This is a genomic window from Agromyces sp. NPDC057865 (assembly GCF_042796995.1).
Lineage (GTDB): Bacteria > Actinomycetota > Actinomycetes > Actinomycetales > Microbacteriaceae > Agromyces.
Map to the genome: position 1 here is coordinate 1,564,275 of NZ_JBHVMJ010000001.1, position 23,198 is coordinate 1,587,472.

At 72.7% G+C, this 23,198-nt stretch carries 20 protein-coding genes; 5 read left to right on the top strand and 15 right to left on the bottom strand.

Annotated elements, in window-relative coordinates:
* Positions 1–9: 9 nt before the first annotated feature.
* Complete coding sequence (locus ACFVN5_RS07460; protein ID WP_376954250.1) at positions 10–339, bottom strand: Lsr2 family protein; 330 nt, start codon at positions 337–339, stop codon at positions 10–12.
* 160 nt (positions 340–499) lie between these two features.
* Here ACFVN5_RS07460 and ACFVN5_RS07465 point away from each other — a divergent pair, with 160 nt between their 5' ends.
* The gene (locus tag ACFVN5_RS07465; protein WP_376954251.1) at positions 500–2,023 is read left to right on the top strand and encodes an MFS transporter; all 1,524 of its coding nucleotides are present in this window, start codon (positions 500–502) and stop codon (positions 2,021–2,023) included.
* A gap of 6 nt (positions 2,024–2,029) precedes the next feature.
* Here ACFVN5_RS07465 and ACFVN5_RS07470 read toward each other — a convergent pair whose 3' ends face one another.
* The 4 genes from ACFVN5_RS07470 to ACFVN5_RS07485 all read right to left on the bottom strand — a co-directional run bounded on the left by ACFVN5_RS07470 (position 2,030) and on the right by ACFVN5_RS07485 (position 6,560).
* Positions 2,030–2,725 (bottom strand): DNA alkylation repair protein, encoded by a 696-nt coding sequence (locus ACFVN5_RS07470; protein ID WP_376954252.1) that lies wholly within the window; start codon positions 2,723–2,725, stop codon positions 2,030–2,032.
* 40 nt (positions 2,726–2,765) lie between these two features.
* Entirely contained in the window at positions 2,766–4,211 is a 1,446-nt protein-coding gene (locus ACFVN5_RS07475; protein ID WP_376954254.1) for an MFS transporter, read from the bottom strand.
* Positions 4,212–4,245: 34 nt separating this feature from the next.
* Complete coding sequence (locus ACFVN5_RS07480; RefSeq protein WP_376954256.1) at positions 4,246–5,649, bottom strand: M20/M25/M40 family metallo-hydrolase; 1,404 nt, start codon at positions 5,647–5,649, stop codon at positions 4,246–4,248.
* A gap of 251 nt (positions 5,650–5,900) precedes the next feature.
* Positions 5,901–6,560: an NADPH-dependent F420 reductase gene (locus ACFVN5_RS07485; RefSeq protein ID WP_376954257.1), complete on the bottom strand. Its 660-nt coding sequence runs from the start codon at positions 6,558–6,560 to the stop codon at positions 5,901–5,903.
* A gap of 160 nt (positions 6,561–6,720) precedes the next feature.
* Between ACFVN5_RS07485 and ACFVN5_RS07490 the strand changes: the two genes are divergently transcribed.
* Positions 6,721–7,842, top strand: coding sequence for an LLM class flavin-dependent oxidoreductase (locus ACFVN5_RS07490; RefSeq protein ID WP_376954338.1), 1,122 nt, complete (start codon positions 6,721–6,723; stop codon positions 7,840–7,842).
* Between the two features lie 15 nt (positions 7,843–7,857).
* Here ACFVN5_RS07490 and ACFVN5_RS07495 read toward each other — a convergent pair whose 3' ends face one another.
* The 8 genes from ACFVN5_RS07495 to ACFVN5_RS07530 all read right to left on the bottom strand — a co-directional run bounded on the left by ACFVN5_RS07495 (position 7,858) and on the right by ACFVN5_RS07530 (position 15,193).
* On the bottom strand, positions 7,858–9,048 hold the full coding sequence (locus tag ACFVN5_RS07495) for a cation:proton antiporter (protein ID WP_376954258.1): 1,191 nt from the start codon (positions 9,046–9,048) through the stop codon (positions 7,858–7,860).
* A gap of 10 nt (positions 9,049–9,058) precedes the next feature.
* Positions 9,059–9,553, bottom strand: a complete 495-nt coding sequence (locus ACFVN5_RS07500; RefSeq protein WP_376954260.1) for a cation:proton antiporter regulatory subunit — start codon at positions 9,551–9,553, stop codon at positions 9,059–9,061.
* 46 nt (positions 9,554–9,599) lie between these two features.
* A complete protein-coding gene (locus tag ACFVN5_RS07505) occupies positions 9,600–10,478 on the bottom strand; it encodes a metal-dependent hydrolase (RefSeq protein WP_376954261.1) in 879 nt (292 codons plus the stop codon).
* 3 nt (positions 10,479–10,481) lie between these two features.
* Positions 10,482–10,658, bottom strand: coding sequence for a hypothetical protein (locus ACFVN5_RS07510; RefSeq protein ID WP_376954262.1), 177 nt, complete (start codon positions 10,656–10,658; stop codon positions 10,482–10,484).
* Between the two features lie 108 nt (positions 10,659–10,766).
* Positions 10,767–11,882 (bottom strand): acyl-CoA dehydrogenase family protein, encoded by a 1,116-nt coding sequence (locus ACFVN5_RS07515; RefSeq protein ID WP_376954340.1) that lies wholly within the window; start codon positions 11,880–11,882, stop codon positions 10,767–10,769.
* 57 nt (positions 11,883–11,939) lie between these two features.
* Positions 11,940–12,899: a DUF4349 domain-containing protein gene (locus ACFVN5_RS07520; RefSeq protein ID WP_376954263.1), complete on the bottom strand. Its 960-nt coding sequence runs from the start codon at positions 12,897–12,899 to the stop codon at positions 11,940–11,942.
* A gap of 234 nt (positions 12,900–13,133) precedes the next feature.
* Entirely contained in the window at positions 13,134–13,970 is an 837-nt protein-coding gene (locus ACFVN5_RS07525; protein WP_376954265.1) for an aldo/keto reductase, read from the bottom strand.
* Between the two features lie 14 nt (positions 13,971–13,984).
* On the bottom strand, positions 13,985–15,193 hold the full coding sequence (locus tag ACFVN5_RS07530) for an MFS transporter (protein WP_376954267.1): 1,209 nt from the start codon (positions 15,191–15,193) through the stop codon (positions 13,985–13,987).
* 86 nt (positions 15,194–15,279) lie between these two features.
* Here ACFVN5_RS07530 and ACFVN5_RS07535 point away from each other — a divergent pair, with 86 nt between their 5' ends.
* Entirely contained in the window at positions 15,280–15,639 is a 360-nt protein-coding gene (locus tag ACFVN5_RS07535) for an ArsR/SmtB family transcription factor (RefSeq protein ID WP_376954268.1), read from the top strand.
* Positions 15,639–16,160 carry an SRPBCC domain-containing protein gene (locus ACFVN5_RS07540; RefSeq protein WP_376954269.1) on the top strand — a complete coding sequence of 174 codons (522 nt, stop codon included), beginning with the start codon at positions 15,639–15,641 and terminating at the stop codon, positions 16,158–16,160. The genes ACFVN5_RS07535 and ACFVN5_RS07540 overlap by 1 nt, the downstream gene beginning before the upstream one ends.
* Before the next feature lie 6 nt (positions 16,161–16,166).
* On the opposite strand, the gene hrpA is transcribed toward ACFVN5_RS07540, so the two are convergent.
* Both hrpA and ACFVN5_RS07550 read right to left on the bottom strand, forming a co-directional pair.
* Positions 16,167–20,222 (bottom strand): ATP-dependent RNA helicase HrpA, encoded by a 4,056-nt coding sequence (gene hrpA, locus ACFVN5_RS07545; RefSeq protein ID WP_376954270.1) that lies wholly within the window; start codon positions 20,220–20,222, stop codon positions 16,167–16,169.
* A gap of 89 nt (positions 20,223–20,311) precedes the next feature.
* Positions 20,312–21,685 (bottom strand): FAD-binding oxidoreductase, encoded by a 1,374-nt coding sequence (locus tag ACFVN5_RS07550; protein WP_376954271.1) that lies wholly within the window; start codon positions 21,683–21,685, stop codon positions 20,312–20,314.
* A gap of 120 nt (positions 21,686–21,805) precedes the next feature.
* On the opposite strand from ACFVN5_RS07550, the gene ACFVN5_RS07555 reads away from it, so the two are divergent.
* Positions 21,806–22,642: an aldo/keto reductase gene (locus tag ACFVN5_RS07555; RefSeq protein ID WP_376954272.1), complete on the top strand. Its 837-nt coding sequence runs from the start codon at positions 21,806–21,808 to the stop codon at positions 22,640–22,642.
* The last annotated feature ends 556 nt before the right edge of the window (positions 22,643–23,198 follow it).

The window sequence follows — 23,198 nt, forward strand, 5'->3', positions numbered from 1 at the left end:
GTTTTCCGGCTAGCGCCTCGCCGCGAGGAACTGCTCGTGGACGCCGGCCGGGATGCGACCGCGTGCGGGTACGTCGACGCCGTTGTCGGCCGCCCAGGCGCGGATCTCCTTCGGCGACGCGCCGCCCGAGCTCGCGGACGAGGAGCGCCCGCCGCGGCGGGAGGCACTCGTTCGACGGCCCGCCTTGACGTACGGCGCGAACGCGGCGCGCAGCGCGGCGGCGTTGTCGGCCGACAGGTCGATCTCGTAGCCGGCGCCGTCGACCGCGAAGGCGATCGTCTCCGCGGCGTCGGTGCCGTCGAGGTCGTCCACGAGCGTCACGATGGTCTTCTTCGACACGACGGAAGTCCTTTCGTCGGAAGACGGCGCAGGGGCGCCGGTGCTGGTCCCGAGCCTAGTCCCGGCGCCCGCGCGCCCGCCCCCTTGCGTCGCGGCGTGCCGATTCGGCCCCGCGCAAGGCCTTCCGGTCCCACGAGGGGGCGGGCATAGGCTGGTCGGGATGTCGCAACCGTCCACGCCGGCGCCGCAGCCGCCCACGCTGTCGATCCCGCTGTCCGATGCCAAGCGCTGGCGCGCGTACTGGGTGTGCGTGGCGGTCGCCGGCCTCACCATCCTCGACCTCACGAAGGTCAACGTCGCGCTGCCGTCGATCGAGGCGGCGTTCGGCGCGACGTCCACCGAGCTGCAGCTCATCGTGTCGGGCTACGTGCTCACGTTCGGCCTCACGCTCGTGCCCGCGGGCCGCATCGGCGACCAGCGATCGCGGCGCACGCTGTTCGTCATCGGCCTCAGCCTGTTCACGCTCACGAGCCTCGCCTGCGCGCTTGCGCCGAACGGAGAGGTGCTGCTGGTCGCCCGGCTCCTGCAGGGCGTTGCGGCCGGCATCCAGATGCCGCAGGTCCTGGGCCTCATCCAGCAGCTGTTCCAGGGCCCCGAGCGCGGCAAGGCGTTCGGCCTCTTCGGCGCCACGATCGGCATCGCGACCGCGTTCGGCCCGACGCTCGGCGGCCTCGCGATCGCGATCGGCGGCCCCGAAGACGGCTGGCGCGGCATCTTCTGGATGAACGTGCCGCTGTCGCTCATCGCGATCGCGCTCGCGCTGTGGCTGCTGCCCGAGACCAGGCTCCCCTCGACGCGCAAGCTCGAGCTCGATCCGGTCGGGCTCCTGCTGTTCGGCATCACGGTGGTCGCGCTCATGTGGCCGTTCCTCTTCACCACGGGCTCGCCCACCGACAACCCCGCGCGGTGGTGGCTCCTCGTCGTGTTCGTGTTCGCCGCCAGCGGGTTCGTCGCGTGGGAGCGCCACTACGCGGCGACCGGCAAGCATCCGCTCGTGCCGCTCTCGCTCTTCGGGGTGACCTCCTACCGCAACGGCACGGTGCTCGCCTCGGCGTACTTCGCGGCCGCGCCCTCGATGTTCCTGCTCACCACGCTGTACCTGCAGCACGGCCTCGGCCTCGCGCCGGTGTTCGCCGGCATGGTGAGCATCGGCTTCGCCCTCACGAGTGCGATCTCGTCGTGGATCGGCGGCAACCTCGTGAACCGGATGGGCCGCCCGCTCGTCGTCTGGGGCCTCGCCATGGTGCTCGTCGGCATCGGCCTGCTCGTGCTCGCGGCGCTGTACACCGCGCCCGAGATCACGCCGTGGGCCATGGCTGGGGCGATGGTCATCGCCGGGTTCGGCGGCGGCCTCGTGATCTCGCCGAACCAGACGCTCGCGCTCGCCGACATCCCGGTGAAGCAGGGCGGACTGGCCGGCTCGGTGGGCCAGCTCGGCCAGCGCATCGGCACCGCCGTCGGCACGGCCGTGGCGCTGTCGCTCTTCTACGCCACGATCTACCGCGAGACGGGGACGGACAGCACGCAGGACCTCGCGGTGTACCACGACGCCTACGGCTTCGGGATGACCGCGGTCGCCCTCTTCCTCGCGATCGCGTTCGGCGTCGGCCTGCTCGACCTCGGCGTGCGCCGGCGGCAGCACCGATCGCTGTCGAAGGACTCGGTCGAGGTCGCGCCCGGCTGAGCCGCTTCACCGGATCGCGAGGATCCGCGCCCGCTCCTCCTTGGGATGGTGCTCGATCGACGCGCGCAGCGCGACCCGCGGCATCGTCGCGGCGTGCCGTTCCAGGTAGGCGTCCAGGCGCTCGCGGTCGGCGTCGCCCGCGGCGCGCAGCACCCACCCGAGCGCCTTCTGCACGAGCGGCTCGGGGTCGTCGGCGAGCGTCTCGGCGAGCGTGAACGCGTCGTCGACCTCACCCCGCTTGAGGAATGCGAAGGTCGCCACGAGCGCGGTGCGGCGCTCGGGCCAGAATCCGGATGCCGCGAGCCGGGCCAGCGGCGACCGGTCGCGGTCGAGCAGGTAGCCGCCCACGACGTACTGGGCGGCGAGGTCGACGAGGTCCCACTGGTCGATGCGGACGTGCCGTCGGAGGTACAGCTCGTAGAGCTCGGTACGCCGCTCCGGCGAGGTGCGGCTGTGCGCAGCGGACTTGCCCATGATGCTGCACGCGAGCGCCCGCACCTCGTGCGTCGGCTGCTCGAGCAGTGCCTCGAGCTCGGCCACGGGCAGGTCGAGCGCGGTCTTCGCGAGGTCGAACACGGCGCCCATCCGAACGCCGATGAACGGCGCGTCGGGATCGGGCGGGAAGTATCGCGTGTACTTCTCGCGTTCCTCGTCGCTCGCCATGCCCTCGAGCGTGGCGATGAGTGTCGCGGCATCCGTCATCGTGCCCCCCGATCGGCCGGACCCACCGGCCGGCCCGGATTCAGCGTACGACGGCGGCGCCCTCGGCGGTGGGCGCGTCGGAGAACGCGAGCTTCGGCACGAACGCGAGCAGGACCGCGGCGACGGCCGCGGTCACGCCGCAGACGAGCCAGACGGTGACGTACCCGGCGAACGACCCGGCGGTGCTGGTGGCCGCCTCGCCGGCCGTGCCGAGCAACGCGATGCCGAACACGCACGACGCGATCGCACCGCCGACGGTCTTCACCGAGTTGGTGAGGCCCGTGGCGACGCCGGTCTGGTGCGCGGGCGCGGCGGCTGCCGCGGCGGCGGGCAGCGCAGCGACGAGTGCGCCCGAGCCGATGCCCGCGATGATCATGTTCGCGAGCACCTGCGCGTACCCGTCGTGGAACGGCAGGAACAGGAGGTAGCCGAGCGAGACCAGCGAGCTCGCGCCGATGAGCGCGACGCGCGGGGTCACCCAGCGGGTGACGAGCGGGAACAGCGTGGCGCCGACGACGAGGGAGAGCACGTAGGCGCCGACGAGGAGGGAGGTCTGGAAGCTCGTGGCGCCGAGCCCGTAGCCGACCTCCGCGGCATCCGTGCGCGCGAACGTCGAGAGCGGCGCCTGCGCGCCGAGCACGCTCACGCCGAAGAGACCCGCGGTGAGGAACACCGGCCAGAGCGACGGCGAGCGGAACATGCGCACGTCGATGAGCGGGTCGGGGTGACGCAGCTCCCAACGCGCGAACGGCACGACGAGCAGCACGCCGAGTGCGATGAGGCCCCAGCTCAGGAGGTCGGCCGGCCCGTTCAGGCGCATGAAGCTGAGGCCGCCCGTGAGGGCGAGGAGGGCGAGCGAGATGATGACCAGGCCGACCGTGTCGAGCGTGCCGCCCGAGAGGTCGGGCGACTCCTTGACGCCGAACCACACGACGAAGAAGCACGCGACGACCGCGATCGCCGGGACGAGCAGCAGCGCCGTCATCGGCAGCACGTCGGCCAGGGCTCCCGCGGAGAGGGCGCCGGCGATGGCGCCGAACTCGAGCGCCGCGACGAGGAGGCCGGCGGCCTTGCGGGTCATCGCCGCCGGGCGCTCGGCCGAGCGGCTACGCGACCAGATCAGCGCGATCTCGAGCGGCAGCCAGACCACGTAGAAGCCCTGCAGCGCCCACGCGACGAGGAACACCCAGAACTGGTCGGTGAACGCGAGCGCCGTGGAGGCCGCCGCCGTGATGGCCGTCGACCACATGAGCATGCGCTTGTGGCCGACCATGTCGCCGAGCTTCGCGAACGCCGGCACGACGAGTGCCGAGAGCATGAGCTGGGTGCCCTCGAGCCAGTTCACGTCGGCGTCGTGGATGCCGAGGTGCCGCGCGATGTCGGTGAGGAGCGGCGTGTAGTAGCCCTGCAGGATGCCGCTCGTGAACTCGACGAACGCGAGGAAGCCGACGATCGCGGCCACCGGTCCGAGTCTGGCAGCGCGCATCTTCGGGCTCCTTCGGGATGGGGGTGGAATCACCCTAGTGGGTCGGATGCCCCACTTCAGCCACTCGGGCGTCGTCGGCTCCCTCGCCGCGGCCTCCCGTGCCGTTCAGCGATTCGATCAGCGCCCGGTGGAACCGCTCGCCGCGCTCGAGGCTGTCGATCGTCACGTGCTCGTCGACCCCGTGGATCGACGCCCGCTGGCCCGCCGTCATGGCGATCGGGGCGAAGCGGAACACGGCCGGCGAGAAGCGGTGGAACCACCGCGAGTCGGTGGCCGCCATCATGAGGTACGGCGCGGTGATGGCGCCCGGGTACGACGCGTCGACGGCGGCGGCGATCGCGGAGAACTGCGCCGTGTCGGTCGGCGACTCGGGCGACGGGTCGCTGCCCTCGACGACCTGGACGTCGACCGCGGGGTCGCCGATCACGCGCCGCACGCGCGCGGCCGTGGTGCCCACCGTCTCGCCCACGGCGATGCGCAGGTTCAGCGTCGCGGCGGCGCGGGCGGGGAGCACGTTGGGGGCGGAGCCGCCCTCGAGCATGGTGGCGGCGAGGGTCGTGCGGACGAGCGCCGCCGGCTCGCCGTCGAGGCGCGCGAAGAGGCGCGCGGTGACCCACGGCGTCGCGGCGAGCGTCCGCAGCAGGAGCCGGACCGGGCCGCGGGTGTGCGGCGCGAACGTCGAGAGCATGGTCCGCAGCGACCGCGGCGTGCGCTTCGGGAACGGGTTCGGCGAGAGCCGGTGCACCGCGCGCGCGATGCGGGCCGTGGCCGTCGTCGCGGGCGGTGTCGACGCGTGGCCGCCCTCGCCGAGCGCCGACAGGCGGACCGTGACGATGCCCTTCTCACCCACGCCGACCATCGCCGCCGGCACGTGCACGAACGGCAGCGGCGCGTCGACCACGGCGCCGCCCTCGTCGAGCACGAGCCACGGGGTGATGCCGCGGTCCTGGAACAGGTCGGCGGCGGCCCGCGCGGCGGCGCCGTGGCTCTCCTCGTTGCCGCCGAACGAGAGGTACACGTCGCGCTCGGGGACGAACCCGTCGGCGAGCAGGTTCTCGACGGCCTCGAGGACCACGAGCAGCGGGCCCTTGTCGTCGAGCGTGCCGCGGCCCCAGACCGAGCCGTCGTGGATGCGGCCCTCGAAGGGCGGGAAGGTCCAGCCGTCGTCGTCGACGGCCGGGACCACGTCGAAGTGGCCCATGAGCACGACCGGGTCGCCGCCGCCCGCGCCGCGCCAGTGGTAGAGCAGCCCGACGTCGGTGACCTGCTCGAACGCGAGGTGCTCGTGCACGAGCGGGTAGAGCTCGGCGAGGAGATCGCGGAACCGGTCGAAGTCCGCGAGGCCGCGCTCCTCGAACTCGGCGGACACGGTCGGCAGCTGCACCATGCGCGAGAGGCGCTCGGCGGCGCCGGGCCGCACGGTCACGGGGTCGGGCATTGCTCCACCATAATGCGAGGCTGCCACGACCCGCGGGTTGAGGAGGCGCGCCGGCGCCGTCTCGAAACCCGCCTCGGTTCGTGCGTCTCGATACGCGTCGCCTTCGGCGGCGCTACTCGACGACCGGGCGACGGGTCGCCTTCGGCGGCGCTACTCGACGACCGGCAGGCGGGCCGCCTTCGGCGGCGCTACTCGACGACCGGGCGACGCGTCGCCTTCGGCGGCGCTACTCGACGACCGGCGGACGCCGCTCAGGCCGCGAGGTGCGCGGCGGGCGCCAGCAGCGCCGAGAGTTCGGCGGCCGAGAGCTCCCGACCGAACGCCGGATGCCCCGGCTCGAGGGCGCGGCCGGCGGCGAGCGGGCCGCCGTCGACCGCGTCGAAGCCGATGTCGTCGATGATGCCCGCGAGCACGGCCCGCGCCTCGGCGTCGTCGCCCACGACCGCGATGGCGCGGCGCAGCGGCGAGCCCGCGTCCATGCTGTCGTCCTCCATCTCGTGGTACCCGAGGTGGTTCAGCGACTTCACGACGCGCGCGAGCGGGTTGCGGGCGGCGTTGATCTCGCTCGTCGAGCGATCGCCGGCGTCGACCGAGTCGATGTGGCCGTCGACGGGCGGCCAGTAGTTCATGGCGTCGACGACGACCTTGCCGCCGAAGTCCTCCCACGGCACCGTGCCGGCCTTGCCGAACGGCACGGCGACGATGATGACGTCGGCTTCGGCGACGAGCTCGGCGGGCGCGAGCACCCGGGTGCCGGGTGCGACGACCGAGACGAGCAGGTCGAGGGCGGTCTGCCGCGGCGAGCCCGTGATGCGGACCTCGTACCCGGATGCCACGAGGAGTCGGGCGAGCGCGGTGCCCACCTTCCCCGCACCGAAGATGCCGATGACCGGCCGGTCCGTCACGTCCACGCCTCCATTCTCGCCGACGCGGGGATCCATGCGCCGACATTCACCGGCAACGCCCGACCGCGGCTGCGCATTCCCACGGGCGGTGCGGGGGAATAGTCTCGGGCTCACGGGGGTTCCGGTGGGCATGCGTACGCATGGAGACGCGGAGATGGGACAGGACATGGCCGAGCGCTACGAATTCGGACTCGACACCTTCGGCGACGTGACGGTCGCGGCCGACGGGTCGACGCTCACCCACGCGCAGGTGCTGCGCAACGTCGTCGACGAGGCGGTGCTGGCCGACCGGCTGGGCCTGGACTTCTTCGGCGTCGGCGAGCACCATCGGCACGAGTTCGCCGTGTCGGCGCCCGAGGTCGTGCTCGGCACCATCGCCGGCCGCACCGAGCGCATCCACCTCGGCTCGGCCGTCACGGTGCTGAGCTCCGACGACCCCGTGCGGGTGTTCCAGCGCTTCGCCACGCTCGACGGCCTCTCGGGCGGTCGTGCGGAGGTCATCCTCGGCCGCGGCTCCTTCATCGAGTCGTTCCCGCTGTTCGGATTCGAGCTGAACCAGTACCAGGAGCTGTTCGAGGAGAAGCTCAACCTCTTCGCCGAGCTCCTCAAGCAGGAGCCCGTCACCTGGACCGGCGAGCTGCGTGCGCCCCTCACCGACCAGCTCGTCTACCCGCCCGTCGAGCACGGGCACCTGAAGACGTGGGTCGGCGTCGGCGGCAGCCCCGAGTCGGTCGTGCGCGCCGCGCACTACGGCCTGCCCCTCGTGCTCGCCATCATCGGCGGCAGCCCCGCACGGTTCGCGCCGCTCGCCGATCTCTACCGGCGCGCCCTCGACCAGTTCGGCCACGCGCCGCAGCCGATCGCCGTGCACTCGCCCGGCTTCATCGCCGACACCGACCAGGAGGCGCTCGACACGCTCTGGCCGCACTACAAGGTCATCATCGACCGGATCGGCAAGGAGCGCGGCTGGGGTCCCGTGAGCCGCGAGCACTTCGAGGGCGAGGCCGGCCCGAGCGGCGCCCTCTACGCGGGCTCCTCCGAGACGGTGGCGCAGAAGATCGCCGCGGCCGTGCGCGCGATCGGCGCCGTGCGCTTCGACCTCAAGTACTCCAACGGCACCCTGCCGCACGAGGCCATGATGGGGAGCATCGAGCGGTACGGCACCGAGGTCGTGCCTCGCGTGCGCGAGCTCCTCGCGGCATCCGATGCAGCCGACGCCGAGCTCGACGCGCTCGCCGCGGCCGACCGGGCGGATGCCGCTGCGGCGGCCGAGCACCCGGCGGAGTAGTCGCGGCGAAGCCGGTCAGGCGGCGCCGGGCGCGGCCTTCGCGGCACGGCGTCGCACGGCCGCGCGGAACCAGGCCGCGTCGGGGACGCGAGCCAGGAACGTGCCGGCGATGATCGTGATGAGCACGTAGGCCGTGGCGAGCGGGGCGATGCCCGGCGCGACGCCCGCCGTCACCGCGATGCCCGCGATGACGATCGAGAACTCGCCGCGCGGCGCGAGCGCGAAGCCCGCACGCCACTGGCCGAGCGTGCCGACGCCGGCCCGGCGGGCGGCGTACGCGCCCGAGATGAGCTTCGTGACGATCGTGACGATCGCGAGGCCGAGCGCGGGCAGGATCATCGGCACGAGCTTCGACGAGTCGGACGTGAGCCCGAAGAACACGAAGAACGTCGCGGCGAACAGGTCGCGCAGCGGGGTGAGGACCGCGCTCGCGTTCGCGGCGACGCGGCCCGACAGCGCGATGCCCACGAGGAACGCGCCGACGGCGGCCGACACGCCCACCTGGGCGGCGAGGCCCGCGACGAGCATGGTGAGCCCCAGCACGCCGAGCAGCAGCGGCTCGTACTCGTCGGCGGGGAACAGGCGCGACACCACGTGCCCGTGCCGCAGTGCCACGTAGAGGATGAGGGTCACCACGGCGACCGCGATCGCCACCGAGATCGCACCCTGCAGCACGCTCACGCCGATCACGATGGCCGAGAGCACCGGCAGGTAGAACGCCATCGCGAGGTCCTCGATGACGAGCACCGCGAGGATCGCGGGCGTCTCGCGGTTCGACAGGCGGCCGAGGTCGCGCAGCAGCTTGGCGATGACGCCCGAGGACGACACCCACGTGACGCCCGCGAGGGCCACCGCGGCGATCGGGCCCCAGCCGAGCAGGAGCGCCATCGCGGCGCCCGGGAGCGCGTTGGAGACCGCATCGACGATCCCGGGCACGCGGGCCGACTTCAGGCTGCCGAAGAGCTCCGTCGCGGTGTACTCGAGCCCGAGCAGGGCGAGCAGCAGGATGATCCCGATCTCGGAGCCGGTCTGCAGGAACTCCTCGCTCGCGTCGAGCGGCACGAAGCCGCCCTCGCCGAAGGCGAGGCCGAGCAGGAGGTAGAACGGGATCGGCGAGATCCCGATGAGGAGCGCGAGACGCCCCAACAGGCTCATGCCGAGAAGCAGCGCGCCGACTTCGATGAGGAGCAGCGTGGTCTCGTGCATGCGGCCGGCCTCAGTCGGGGCCGTTGGAGAGCAGCCGAGCTACTCCGTCGAGTCCTTCACGAGTGCCGACGGCCACGATGACGTCGCCCGCGCGCAGCGGCTCGGCCGGCGTCGGGGAGGGGATGATCGACCCGTCGCGGACGATCGCGACGATCGAGGCGTGCGTGCGCGTGCGCGCCTTCGTGTCGCCCAGCGTGCGGTTCAGGTACGGCGAGTCCGTCGGCAGCGCGATCTGCTCGGTGTAGAGGCCCGCGGTCTCATCGCTGAGGGCCGTGAGGCGGCTGAGCATGACGGATGCGCCGAGCACGTCGGCGAGAGCCGCGGCCTCGTCGTCGTTCAGCGGAATGGAGTCACGGCAGGCGTCGGGGTCGTCTTCGTCGAAGACGCCGAGGTCGCGCTCACCGTCCCGGTGCGACACCACGCTGATCCGTCGACCGCCTTCGGTGACGAGGTCGTGGCGGAAGCCGATCCCGGGGAGATCGACCTTCTCGATGTGAATACCCACGAGGCATATGGTAACCCCGCTGGAGGGTGCCTCCGGCACCCCGGGTTCAGTGTCGGGGATGGGCGGCGTTCGTCATCTCGAGCACGGGCGTGCCGCCGTCGTCCACCACGGCGAACGAGGTCGTCACGGAGCCCAGTTCGGCGGCGGAGTCGAGGTGCGTGCCGCCGCACGGGATGCGGGCCGTGCCCTCGGGCAGCTCGCACACCCAGGTGCGCCGGTCGGTGAGCCCGTCGCCGGCGGCCTCGACGCGCACGGCGGCGCCCGACGCGATCCAGCGCTCGAGCTGCTCGGCGACCGCGACGCGCACGTCGTCGAGCTCGCCGGCGAGCGACGCCGTGTCGAACCCCGCGCGCCGCAGCGACTTGTTGAGCCGGTAGCGGTCGAGCGAGCCGTCGGGCAGGATGCGCGACGACGCGATGGCCGCGCCGTCGAAGTCGGGGTTCCCGAGCGAGTCCTGGCGCGCGGGCTTCGACCACCGGTCGGCGAGCACGCGGTTGAGCGCGAGCGAGGCGAGGTGGCAGGCGGTGTGACCGGTCGAGAGCGCACGGCGCGTCGCGGCATCCGCCTCGATCTCGACCTCGTCGCCCTCGGCGATCGTCGCGTCGCCGTCGACGACGTGCGCCACGAGGAAGGCCCAGCCCTCGGTGCCCGTACGAACGGGGATGTCGTCGCCGAGGTGGAGCTCGGTACCGTCGGTCGCGGCGACCACCGCATCGCGCACGGGCAGGTCGACGCCGTTCGCGCGGAGGACGCCGGCGTCGGCGGGCTGGTCGGGCCACGCGGCATCCACGGGGTGGAAGCTCGTCGACTCGGTGATGACCGCAAGGCGGCCGTCGGCGGTGGGGGCGACGTGGAGCACGCGACTCGTCGCGGTGAGCGCCCCGCCGGGGTAGGTGACGCGCGTGTCGCGCTCGGGCAGGGTCACCCGTCAGACGCCGTCGCCGCGGCCGAGGATATTGACCGGGATGGCGACCGCGAGGGCGACGCTGAGGATGCCGCCGAAGAAGGCGATCGCCTCGAAGCCGGAGAACGTCGTGGCGTACCCCATGAGCAGCATGCCGAAGACGAAGAAGGCCATGGCGATGATGAAGGCGACGACGTTCACGGGACCTCCCAGGAGCAGCGGGTGCGGCGGCGGCGCCGCGATGCCCAGCCTAGTGCTCGGCGGCGCGACGCGCCCGGCGGATGCCGCGACGGCGCGGCATCCGGTCGCTCACGAGTCGAGCGGCCCGAGCCACGCGTTCGCGACGGTGCCGTGCGCGGACTCGTCGTCGGACGGGTGGAAGATGCCCGCGAGCACGTCGCGGTAGAGGCGGCCGAGCTCCGAGCCGGCGAAGTAGGAGGAGCCGCCGGCCACGCGCACGGCCTGGTCGACCACGTGCTTCGCCGTCTCGGTCGAGCGCACCTTGACGCCCACGAGCTTCGCGAACCACATCGGGCCGTGGTCGACGAGCGTGTCGAGGTCGCGCGCGACGGCGAGCAGCTGCGGCTCGAGCGCCTCCTGCGCGATGGCGGCGTCGGCGATCCGCCAGCGGATGTCGGGGTCCTGGGAGAGCGGCGCGCCATCGCGCTTCATCGAGGTGCGCCGGTGCGCCGCGGCCACCGCGAGGTCGAGCGCCCGCGCGCCGATGCCCGCGTAGACCGCCGCGAGCAGCAGCTCGAAGCTCGCGAAGATCCCGAAGATGAACGGGTCGGCGTTCGGGCCCGGATCGAGCCGCCGCACGATGCGGTCGGGCGCGGCGAACGCGCCGTCGAGCACGGTCGTGCGGCTCTGCGACGCGCGCATGCCCAGGGTGTCCCAGTCGTCGAGGATGCGCACGTCGGGGTCCTCGCGGTCGATGAACCCGTAGACGATCTTGGGGGCGTCGGGGGAGGCGGTGTCGAGGCCCATCGTGCCGAGCCGTGTCCACGCCGGGGAGAGCGACGTGAAGACCTTGCGCCCCGAGTAGCGGTAGCCGCCGCCGGACTGCGGCTCGGCCGCGGTGCGCGAGCCGAACAGCATGAGGTCGTTGCCGGCCTCGCTGATGCCGAACCCGAAGAGCTCGCCCTGGCCGGCCTCGCGGAGGAGGAAGTCGAGCGTGTCGTCGCCGCGGTCGCGGAGGAGCTTGGCGACGCCCGTCCACACGAGGTGCATGTTCACCGCCAGCGCCGTGGCCGGCGCCGCGCCAGCCAGCCGGGACTGCGCCCGCACGGCCTCGTCGAAGCCCCAGCCGATCCCGCCGTACTCCGCGGGCACGAGTGCGGTGAGGTAGCCCGCGTCGCGCAGCTCGGCGAGGTCGTCGTCGAAGAACGCGTTGTCGCGGTCGTAGCCTGCGGCGCGTTCCCGCATGCGTTCGAGGAGTTCGTCGTGCAGCAGGGTCTCCGGCGTCGCGCTCACGACGCCAGACTACGCCTGCGGTGTGCGCTCGTGCGGGGGCTGCGACGCGGCATCCGATGCCGGCGGTACGGGCGGTGCGGCCGGGTCGGATGCCCCGGGCGTCGGGCCCGGCGCCGGCGGCTTCTGCCGGCGCGAACGCGTCGCCACGAGCACGATCACGAGCACGATCGCGCCGACGACGAGGGCGGCGAGCGCCCACGGGAGCAGCACGCCGACCGCGATGCCGAGCCACGTCGCGAAGCCGATGAGGGCGTTCCAGCCGGCCGCGAGCCCGCTCCAGAAGTCGTCGGGCTGGGGGTCGGGGGCGACCGCCTCGGTGACGAGGTCGACCGTGATCGTCGAGTAGTCGACCTGGTCGACGAGCGCGTCGCGCTGCTGCGTGAGGCTGTCGAGCTCGGCCTGCCGGGTCGTCAGCTCGGACTCGATGGCGATGAGGTCGGCGATCGTCGTGGCCTCGGAGAGCAGTTGCTGCAACCGGTCGGTCGACGCGGTCAGCGCGTCGATGCGCCCCTCGAGGTCGTTGCGCTGCTGCGTGACATCGGAGGCGTTCATGGAGACGGAGTTCACGGTGCCGAGCTCGCGCAGCTCGGCGAGGAACGGATCGAGGTCGTCCGACGGGATGCGCAGAGTGAGCGAGGCGCTCGGCGGCTGGGCGTCGGTGCCCGGCGTCTCGCTGCGGCTGTCGACGCGACCGCCCCGCGCCTCCGCGAGGTCCACGGCCCGTTGCGCGCCGTCGACCGGATCGTCGACCGTGATCGACACCCATCCCGTGGTGATGACGCTGCGCTCGGCGAGCTTCGCGCCGTCGGCGGCGGTGCCGCCCGCGGCATCCTCGCCCTCGACCTGCGGCGCCTGCTGGCCGGGTTCCATCATGGGCGCCTCGGACCCGCTGGAGCCCGCGGAGCAGCCGGCCAGGAGCAGTGCGAGGAGGGCGGCCGCGGCCGCTGCGGGGACCAGTCGTCGTCTCATGGGCTCACCGTATTGCCCGGCCCGGATCCCATGTCTGGACCCCCGCTGGGAGTCCGGTCACGATCGGATTGCGCTTCGCTGTGAATCGCCGCACGGCCCCAACGAAGCCCGGTTCCCGCTCGTTCAGCGGGAGCTCGCGGGTTGAGGAGCCCGCGCAGCAGGCGTCTCGAAACTCGCCCGCGCACAGGGGTTTCGAGACGGCGCTGCGCGCCTCCTCAACCCGCGGTGGCCGGCTCAGTCGAAGTCGGGATCGCGACCGGTGCGCTCGCCGCTCGCGAGGGTCGCGATCGCGGCGAGGTCCTCGTCGTCGAGCGCGAAGTCGAACACGTCGAGGTTCTCGCGGATCCGCTCGGGCGAGGACGCCTTCGGGATCACGATGTTGCCGAGCTCGATGTGCCAGCGCAGCACCACCTGCGCCGGCGTGCGTCCGTGCTTGTCGGCCAGGTCGCCGAGCAGCGGGGTGTCGAGCACCCGCCCGCGCGCGAGCGGCGACCACGCCTCGGTGCGGATGCCGTGCTCGGCGTCGAACGCGCGCAGCTCCTCCTGCGGCAGCCACGGGTGCAGCTCGACCTGGTTCACGACGGGCGCGACGCCGGTCTCGCCGATGATCCTCTCGAGGTGGTGCGCGTGGAAGTTCGCGACGCCGATCGACCGCACGCGTCCCTCCTGCTGCAGCCGCACGAGCGCGCGCCAGGTGTCGACGTAGCGATCGGTCGACGGCACCGGCCAGTGGATCATGTAGAGGTCGAGCGTCGCGAGGCCCAGCCGGGACATGCTCGCGTCGAACGCGCGCAGCGTCGAGTCGTAGCCGTTGTCGTCCTTCCACACCTTGCTCGTGACGAAGAGCTCCTCGCGCGGCACGTCCGCCGAGCGGACGGCCTCGCCGACCGCCTCTTCGTTCGCGTAGAACGCGGCGGTGTCGAGGTGCCGGTAGCCGATGGCGATGGCCTCGAGGCTGAGGCGCGCGGCATCCGCTGCCGGCACCTTGTAGAGGCCGTAGCCGAGCTGCGGGATGGTGTTGCCGTCGTCGAGGGACAGGCTGGGTGCCGGGGTGACGGGCGGTCGCGTCATCGTCGTGGCTCCTCTCAGCTGGGTTGCGCCGGCACCGGTTCGGTGTCGGGGATGGGGCTCGCGTCGCGTTCGCGCAGGTCGGGATGCCACGGCTTGCCGAGCACCGCGGCGAGGACGCCGAGCATGGCGAGCGCGGCGGCCGCGATGAACGCGCCCTGCGCGCCGTACCCGTCGATGAGGAAGCCGGCGACGGCCGAGCCCAGCGCGGCGCCGATGAGCTGGCCGGTGCCGACCCAGCCGTAGGCCTCCGCGGTGTCGCTGAACTTCACGCTGGCCGACACGATCGCGAACAGCACGGCGAGCGCGGGCGCGATGCCGATGCCCGCGATGAAGAGGGTCGCCGCGAGCCACCAGAAGTCCATGACGAACGCGGCGAGCGCCATGCCGGCGAAGACGATGAACATGCGGCGCGCGGTCGACCACGGCCCGATCGGCACGTGCCCGAGGAACAGGCCGCCCGCGAGGCTGCCGACCGAGAAGATGGCGAGCACGATGCCCGCCTCGGCACCGTCGTGCCCGAACACGGCGACGACGCCCGCCTCGACCGCGGCGCACGCGCCGATGAGGAGGAACCCGACGATTGTCGCGAGCATGACCGGCGGCCGGGTGAGCACCGCGCCGAACCGCCGCTTCGAGCGCGGGATGCGCACGCGACCCAGTTCGGGGGAGGAGATGAACCAGATCCCGCCGCCGATCATCATGGCCGCGGCGAGCAGGATGCCCCAGACGGTGCCGATCTGCGTGGACACGAACGTCGTAACGACCGGCCCGACGACCCAGATGATCTCCTGCGCCGACGCGTCGAGCGAGAAGAGCGGGGTGAGCTGGCGCGAGTTCACCATCTTCGGGTAGATGGTCCGCACGGCGGACTGCACGGGCGGCGTCGAGAGGCCGGCCACGAGGCCGACCGCCATGTACGCCGGCACCGTGAGCGGCAGCACGCCGATCGCGACGACCGCGGTCGCGCAGATCGCGAGCGTGGTGATGAGCACCGGACGCATGCCGAGGCGGCCCATGAGCCGGCTCGTGAGGGGGCCGGCGACGGCCTGGCCGAGCGAAGTCGCCGCGAGCACCAGGCCCGCCGCGCCGTAGGAGCCGGTCTCCTGCTCGACGTGCAGGAGGAACGCGAGCGAGAGCATTCCCGAGGGGAACCGAGCCGTCAGCTGGGCGGCGATGATACGAGCGACGCCCGAGGTTCTGAGGAGATCGGTGTAGCTGCCCACGGTCCGTCCACTCTATCGAGGCGGATGCCGCAGATTCGTGTCTATCAGCCGTGGCGTATATAACATGGAAATGATAATCTGACGGCGTGCACGCGTTCGACGTCCTCGGCGACCCGGTGCGCCGCCGCATCCTCGACCTCCTCGCCGGCGGCGAGGCGAGTGCGGGCGCGGTGGTCGACGTGGTGGGCCGCGAGTTCGGCATCACGCAGCCCGCGGTGTCGCGGCAGCTGCGCATCCTGCGCGAGCACGGCTTCGCCACGGTGCGGGCCGAGGGTGCGCGCCGGCTGTACTCGATCGACCCCGCGGGCCTCGACGACGCCGACCGCCAACTCGAGCGCTACCGCTCGATGTGGACGGCCGGACTCGCAGCGCTGCACACCGAGGTCGCCCGCGGCAAGCGCGGTCGTCGCACGAGCGCCGGGAGCACCGCACGAGAGGAGCCATGATGGCCGTGACGAGCGACATCGCACCCGATGAGCCCGGGCTGCTGCTCGAGTTCCACGAGGTCTACGACACCGATCCCGACGACCTGTGGCAGGCCGTCACGAGTCCCGACCGGCTCGCGAGGTGGATGGCCGCGTACCGCGGCGACTTCCGGCTCGGCGGGCACTGGCAGGCGCTCGACACCGACGGCGCGGTGTACTGCGACGGCGAGGTGACCGCCTGCGACCGGCCGCACGGGTTCACGACGACGTGGACCGTCGTGGGCGAGCCGCCGAGCCTGCTGACCGTGGTGTTCGAGCCCGACGGCGAGCGCACCCGCCTCCATCTCCGGCACGAGCACGTGACGCAGCCCGGGTACGGGCCCGGCTGGCACGCCTACCTCGAGGCGCTCGCCGGCCACCTCGCGCAGCCCGAGGCGCCGCGCGACCGCGACGCGTGGCTCCGACGGCTCGGCGAGCTCGCGCCCGGGTACGCGGAGCGGTTCGCCGCGGTCGGCATCACGATGGGCGCCGTCGACGACTAGCGAGGCTCAGCCGATCTCGGCGAGCGCCTTCGCGATGCGCTGCGGCGACACGGTCTCGGCCGTGCGGAGCTCCTGCGCGAACAGGCCCACGCGCAGCTCCTCGAGCATCCACCGCACGCGCGCCAGCCTCGGGTCCGCCTCGGGGTCGATCGGGATCCGGCCGCCCGCAGCCTCGAACGCGGCGATCGCCGGCTCGAGCTGGTTCGCGGCCTGGCGGTCGCGTCCCGGGTTGTCGACGAGCTTGCGCACCCGCAGCGTGATCGCCTCGAGGAAACGCGGCAGGTGCCGGAGCCGCTCGAGCCCGGTCGCCGACACGAAGCCGTTCGGCACCAGGCCCGCCAGCTGCGCCCGCATGTCGCCGAGCGCGGCCATCAGGTGGATGCTCGACGCACCCGAGATCGCCCGGTCGGCCTCGCGTGCGGCCTTCAGGATGCGCGCCACGAGCGCGACCGTCTCGAACATGCGGTCGACGACGGTCGCCGCCACGGCGTCGCGCACCGCCTCGAACTCGGCGCGCGTGCGCAGCAGCCCGTCGGGGTGGCGCGTCCGCAGCTCGGCGTCGACGCAGGCTGCGAGGCAGTCGTCGAGCAGCGCCCGGGTGCCCGGGTACGCGCTCGCCGCGAGCGAGAGCTTCTCCTCGTTCGAGAGGTGCTCCTGCACGTAGGCGACGGGCGTCGGCGTCGCGAGCACGAGCAGCTGGCGGATGCCGCGCCGCGTCGCCCGATCGCGTTCCTCCGCCGTGGCGACGAGGCGGAGTGCGACCCCGGTCCCTGAGCGCGTCGAAGGGCTCTCCTCGACGAGCGCCGGGTACGCGCGGATCACGTTGCCCGCCTGGCGGGTGTCGACGTGCGCGGGGAGCTCGTCCCACTCCCAGGTCGTGATGCCCGCCTTCTCGGTGATGGTGATGCCCGCGGGCGCCGTCTCACCCGCCTGCGCGGCGTCCGGGTTTCGAGACGCTCGCTTCGCGGGCTCCTCAACCCGCGGGGCTGAGCTCACGGCCTTGGCCACCGCATCGCGGCTGCGGCTCGCGAGCCGCGACTGCAGCTCGCCGAGGTCCTTCGACGATCCGACCGTGCGGCCGCGCTCGTCGACCGCCCGGTACGTCACGCGCAGGTGCGGCGGGACGCGCTCGAGGTCGAAGTCCGACGGGTCGACCGGGGCGAACGTCAGCCGCCGGATCGCCTGCGCGAGCATCCCGGTGAACGGCTCGCGCTCGGCGCCGCCCTCGGGGCCGTCGGGCAGTTCGGCCGAGATCCGGGCCGCCCACTCAGCGGCGGGCACGACCTGACGGCGCAGCACCTTCGGCAGGGTGCGCAGCATCGCCGTGATGAGCTCGTCGCGCAGACCGGGCACCTGCCAGTCGAACCCGTCTGCGCGCACCCGCGGCAGGAGCACGAGCGGCACCACGACGGTCACGCCGTCGTCCTCGGTGCCGGGCTCGAACCGGTACGCCAGCGAGTAGGTCTGGTCGGCCTGCCGCCAGCGGTCGGGGAATCCGCCGCTGCGATCCGCGTCCGCCTCGTCGCCGAGCAGGTCGGCGCGCGTCATCGTGAGCAGGCCGGGGCGTGCACGGTGCTCGCCGCGCCACCAGCGTTCGAACGCACGCGTGTCAGCGACATCCGCCGGCACCCGTGCCTCGTAGAACGCCACGACGGCTTCATCGCCCGCGAGGATGTCGCGTCGGCGCGTGCGCTCCTCGACCTCGCCGAGCTCGCGTCGCAGCGCGCGGTTGGCACGAACGAACGAGAACAGGCGTCGGTCGAGCCGGCTCGTGTCCCAGTCCTCCTCGACGAGCGCGTGCCGGATGAAGAGCTCCCGCGCGAGCTGCGCGTCGACGCGCGCGAGCTGGATGCGCCGCTTCGCCACGATCGGCACGCCGAACAGCGTGACCTTCTCGTCGGCGACCGCGGAGCCCTGGCGGCGCTCCCAGCGCGGCTCCGAGAACGTGCGCTTCGCCAGCGGGCCGGCGAGCTGCTCGGCCCACGCCGGGTCGATGGCCGCGTTCGTGCGCGCGAACAGCCGGCTGGTCTCGACGAGCTCGGCGCTCATGAGCGCGGCTGGCGGCTTCTTCGCGAGCGCTGAGCCGGGGAACACCACGAAGCGGGCGTTGCGGGCGCCGATGAACTCGGCCTGCTGCCGCCGACCCCGGCCCCCTGAGCCCGTCGACGCGGGTGCTCCCTTCGACGGGCTCGCGGAGCGCTCGTCACGGAGGCCGATCTGCGAGAGGAGCCCGGCGAGGAGCGCGCGGTGGATCCCGTCGGGGTTCGGCGCGCCCGCGGACTTCGCAACGTGCAGGCCGAACGGCTTCGCCAGGCGCACGAGCTGGCGGTAGAGGTCCTGCCACTCGCGCACCCGGAGGTAGTTGAGGAACTCCGCCTTGCACATCCGACGGAACGCGCTGCCCGAGAGCTCCCGCTGTCGCTCCTCGAGATGGTTCCAGAGGTTCAGCAGTGAGAGGAAGTCGCTGGTCGGGTCGACGAACCGGGCATGGAAGCCGTCGGCCTGCTCGCGCCGGTCGAGCGGTCGCTCGCGCGGGTCCTGGACCGTCAGCCCGGCCACGATCGCGAGCACCTCGCGCGACACGCCCTGCGTCTTCGACTCGAGCACCATGCGGGCGAATCGCGGCTCGATCGGCAGCCGCGCGAGCTGCCGGCCGACGCGGGTGAGCTGAGGGCCGCGCGTGTCCGGCTCGGCCCCTGAGCCCGTCGAAGGGTCGATCGCCCCCAGCTCCCGCAGCAGGTCGAGGCCGTCGCGGATGCCGCGGGTGTCGGGCGGGGTCAGGAACGGGAAGTCCTCCACCGCGCCGAGCCCGAGCGAGGCCATCTGCAGGATGACGGCCGCGAGGTTCGTGCGCAGGATCTCGGGGTCCGTGTACTCGGGACGCTTCTCGTAATCGTCCTCGGAGTACAGGCGGATCGCGATGCCGTCGCTCGTGCGGCCCGACCGGCCCGACCGCTGGTTCGCCGACGCCTGCGAGATCGGCTCGATCGGCAGGCGCTGCACCTTCGAGCGCGCCGAGTAGCGGCTGATGCGCGCCGTGCCGGCGTCGACGACGTAGCGGATGCCGGGCACGGTGAGGCTCGTCTCGGCGACGTTCGTGGCGAGCACGATCCGGCGGCGCAGGCCCGCGACCTTCGACGGCTCGAACACCCGGTGCTGGTCCGCCGAGGAGAGCCGGCCGTAGAGGGGGAGCACCTCGGTCTCGCCGCCGCGCCCCCCGGTCCCTGAGCCCGTCCTTCCGGTCCCTGAGCCCGTCGAAGGGAAGCGCCCGCGCACCGCCGCCTCCGCGTCGCGGATCTCGCTCTCGCCCGAGAGGAACACGAGCACGTCGCCCCGCGCCTCGCGGTCGAGCTCCTCGAGCGCGTCGAGGATGCCCCGCTGCACGTCGCGGTCCTCGGCGGCGGCGCCCTCGTCGTCCGAGTCGTCCCCTGAGCCCGTCGACGGGGACTCCGCGACGAGCGGCCGGTACCGCACCTCGACCGGGTAGGTGCGCCCCGACACCTCGATCACGGGAGCGGGCTCGCCCGAGGCATCCGCGAAGTGCCTCGCGAAGCTCTCGGGGTCGATGGTCGCGCTCGTGACGATGACCCGCAGCTCGGGGCGCCGGGGGAGCAGCCGCTTCAGGTAGCCGAGGAGGAAGTCGATGTTGAGGCTGCGCTCGTGCGCCTCGTCGATGATGATCGTGTCGTAGCGGCGCAGGTCGCGGTCGTGGTGGATCTCGTTGAGCAGGATGCCGTCGGTCATCACCTTGATGCGCGTGGCCTCGCTCGCCCGGTCGGTGAAGCGCACCTGGTAGCCGACGAGGTCGCCGAGCTCCACGCCGAGCTCCTCGGAGATGCGCTCCGCGATGGTGCGGGCGGCGATGCGGCGCGGCTGGGTGTGCGCGATCCGCTCGCGGCCGAGCTCGAGGCAGATCTTCGGCAGCTGGGTCGTCTTGCCGGATCCGGTCGCGCCGGCGACGATCACGACCTGGTGGTCGCGGATGGCGCGTGCGATCTCCTCGCGCTGCCCCGAGACGGGCAGGTCCGCGGGGTAGGTGATCACGGGGAGCGGCGACGGCATAGCCCTCCATCGTAGGACGACGCGGGCGTCACGTCGCCGTGGTCGCTCGGCGCGACCGCCTCGGCCGGCGGCCTCGACCGTCTCGGCGGTCAGGCGCGGGCGCGCGCGGGCACGTGATGCGTGCCGACCACAACGTCGTCGGGATCCCAGTCGGCCTTCGCGCGCTCGAGCCGGTCCCACGTGGCCGCGTCGAAGAACGCGCTCGCGTCGGACGGCTCTTCGACGAGGTTCGCGTAGTCGCCGGCGAAGGCCGGCGCGACCGCGGACGCGAGCTCTGCGAGGCGTGCCCTGACGGTCGCTTCGGCTCCGGGCCCGGCGACGAGGCCGAGGCCGAACATCACGACGTCGCCCGGCAGCGCGGCGAGGGCGCCCGCCCCGGCGTCGACCCGGGAGAGGGCGCCGCCCGCATGCCGGAACTGCACGAGCGTGAGCGCCGACGCGTCGGCCGCGATCCGCGCGACCTCGTCGATCGCGTCCGCCGGTAGGCGATCGAGCACCGCGCTCACCGTGCGGTAGGGCAGGGGCTGCTCGGGGTCCATCGCGAGGGTGCCGAGCGCCGTGGGCGACTGCGCGGCGAGCGCGTCCAGCTCGGGGCCGAGGTCGATGACGGGCGCCAGCAGTTTCCGCGCCGCCGACTCGGGTCCGAGGAAGGCCGCCAGGACGATCGCGAACGACCGCCCGCGCACCTCGGCCGGCACCTCATCGAACGGCGGGAAGTGGATGACCGCGACCCAGGTCGTGAGCTCGTCGGGCAGCGACGGCAGCAGGTCGGTCCAGGCGCGCAGCACCTCGGCGGTGCGCTCGACGGGGAAGAAGAGCGCTCCCGCCGCGAGCTCCGCGATCGGGACGATGTCGAACTCGATCGCGGTCACGACGCCGAAGCTGCCGCCGCCGCCCCGCAGCGCCCAGAACAGCTCGGGCTCGTGGTCGGCGTCGACCCGCAGCATCCGCCCGTCGGCCGTGACCAGCTCGATCGCGCGCACCGCGTTGCACTGCAGGCCGTGCCGGCGCGACAGCCAGCCGATGCCGCCGCCCAGCGAGTAACCGGCGATGCCGACGTCGGGCGACGAACCGTGCAGCGCGGCGAGGCCGAGCTCGGCGAGGCGCGGGGCGACGTCCCGCCACCGAACCCCGGCGCCGACCCGCACGCGTCGCCCCTCGGCGTCGATCCCGACCTCCGTGAGCCGCGACGTGTTCACGAGCATGATGCCGTCGAGGGGGAGGAGCGATCCGGCGCCGTGCCCCGTGCCCTGCGCCGTGACCCGGAGTCCCCGCTCGCGGGCGACGGCGACGGCGTCGATCACGTCGGCCGCGTCCTCCGGCAGCGCGATGGCGGCGGGACGCTCGTCGATGAGGAGGTTGAAGACCGCCCTCGCCGCGTCCCAGTCGGGGTCGCCCGGGGCGAGCACGCGGCATCCGCCGGCACGGATGTCGCGGGGGGCGGTGACGTCGTCGTCGGCCATGGCTGCGCATCCCTTCGCTGGACCACGCTGTTCGGTCACAGCGTACGCGCGACCCGCACGGATTCGCGGGGAGCGAAAGCCCCTGCCGGACGCCGCGACCCGCGTGATGGGATGAGCACCATGACCCAACCCCCGGTGCCCCGCATCCAGTTGAACGACGGCCACTCCATCCCGCAGCTCGGCTTCGGCGTCTTCAAGGTCGATCCGAAGCAGACCGAGCGCATCGTGACCGACGCCCTCGAGGTGGGCTACCGCCATTTCGACACGGCGCGCATCTACGGCAACGAGGAGGGCGTCGGACGAGCCCTCGCCGCCTCCGGCATCCCGCGCGAGCAGCTCTTCGTCACGACCAAGCTCTGGAACGACGACCAGGGCACGCAGTCGGTGTTCGACGCCTTCGACCGCAGCCTCGACCGGCTCGGCCTCGAGGTGCTCGACCTCTACCTGATCCACTGGCCCACACCTCGGAACGACCGCTACGTCGAGACGTGGAAGGCGTTCGAGCGCCTCCGCGAGTCCGGACGCGTACGCTCGATCGGCGTCTCGAACTTCCTCGCCCACCACCTCGAGCGCCTGCTGGACGAGACCGACGTCGTGCCGGCCGTCGACCAGATCGAGCTGCACCCGTACCACCAGCAGCCCGAGACCGCGGCGTTCGCCGAGGAGCATGCGATCGCGATCGAGGCATGGGGGCCGCTCGGCCAGGGCAAGTACCCGCTCTTCGAGCTGCCCGAGGTGACGGGCCCGGCCGAGGTGCACGGCAAGACGCCGGCGCAGGTCGTGATCCGCTGGCACCTGCAGCGCGGCCACATCGTGTTCCCCAAGTCGAACCGGCGCGAGCGCATGGCCGAGAACTTCGACGTCTTCGACTTCGAGCTCGACGAGGCCGAGGTGCAGGCCATCACCGACCTCGAGCGCGAGGGTCGCGTGAGCGCGCATCCCGACGAGATGCACTGACCCATCGGATGCCGCGTGGTGGCCGACGCTCGCGAGCACGGCGGGCGGATGCCCGCGGGGCTCGACGGATTCCCGCGCTGAACGGGGCCTCCGGCTGTCGCCGGAGGCCCCGTGGTCGTCTCCCACCGCCCGCCGGGTGGGCGCGACACGCCCGGGATGCAGCCCTGATTTGGCGGGAACCGGCGGCGCCGCGTAAGTTCTTACATGTCGCCACGGCGGTGCGGGAAGCGGAAGCGGCCCGGCCGAGACGGGCGAGAGAGTCTTAGCCAAATAGCCTCGAAGTCGCATTGCGACTCGGTGATTTCAAGCCTAAGATGGTAAACCGCCCCCGACGAGGACCGACGCTCGCGTCGCCTCCTCCAGGCCCACTCGGCCGCCGGCCGGAACCTCGTGTTCCGAAGCCCGCATCGAGGGTGGTACGATAGATAGGTTGCCCTGAGGGCAGGCCGCGAGGCTGTAACTCGGGTGCGTCCGTTCCTTGAGAACTCAACAGCGTGCACTATGTTCAATGCCAATTTTTGAACCCCGTCCAGGTTTTGGCCTGGTGGGATTCCTT

What these genes read in the sequence shown, in the direction of transcription:
- ACFVN5_RS07470 (WP_376954252.1), bottom strand. Translation starts at nt 2,725, where the DNA reads ATGACGGATGCCGCGACACTCATCGCCACGCTCGAGGGCATGGCGAGC.
- ACFVN5_RS07520 (WP_376954263.1), bottom strand. Translation starts at nt 12,899, where the DNA reads ATGAGACGACGACTGGTCCCCGCAGCGGCCGCGGCCGCCCTCCTCGCA.
- ACFVN5_RS07490 (WP_376954338.1), top strand. Translation starts at nt 6,721, where the DNA reads ATGGCCGAGCGCTACGAATTCGGACTCGACACCTTCGGCGACGTGACG.
- ACFVN5_RS07495 (WP_376954258.1), bottom strand. Translation starts at nt 9,048, where the DNA reads ATGCACGAGACCACGCTGCTCCTCATCGAAGTCGGCGCGCTGCTTCTC.
- ACFVN5_RS07550 (WP_376954271.1), bottom strand. Translation starts at nt 21,685, where the DNA reads ATGGCCGACGACGACGTCACCGCCCCCCGCGACATCCGTGCCGGCGGA.
- ACFVN5_RS07475 (WP_376954254.1), bottom strand. Translation starts at nt 4,211, where the DNA reads ATGCGCGCTGCCAGACTCGGACCGGTGGCCGCGATCGTCGGCTTCCTC.
- ACFVN5_RS07555 (WP_376954272.1), top strand. Translation starts at nt 21,806, where the DNA reads ATGACCCAACCCCCGGTGCCCCGCATCCAGTTGAACGACGGCCACTCC.
- ACFVN5_RS07480 (WP_376954256.1), bottom strand. Translation starts at nt 5,649, where the DNA reads ATGCCCGACCCCGTGACCGTGCGGCCCGGCGCCGCCGAGCGCCTCTCG.
- ACFVN5_RS07515 (WP_376954340.1), bottom strand. Translation starts at nt 11,882, where the DNA reads ATGCGGGAACGCGCCGCAGGCTACGACCGCGACAACGCGTTCTTCGAC.
- ACFVN5_RS07465 (WP_376954251.1), top strand. Translation starts at nt 500, where the DNA reads ATGTCGCAACCGTCCACGCCGGCGCCGCAGCCGCCCACGCTGTCGATC.
- ACFVN5_RS07525 (WP_376954265.1), bottom strand. Translation starts at nt 13,970, where the DNA reads ATGACGCGACCGCCCGTCACCCCGGCACCCAGCCTGTCCCTCGACGAC.
- hrpA (WP_376954270.1), bottom strand. Translation starts at nt 20,222, where the DNA reads ATGCCGTCGCCGCTCCCCGTGATCACCTACCCCGCGGACCTGCCCGTC.
- ACFVN5_RS07540 (WP_376954269.1), top strand. Translation starts at nt 15,639, where the DNA reads ATGGCCGTGACGAGCGACATCGCACCCGATGAGCCCGGGCTGCTGCTC.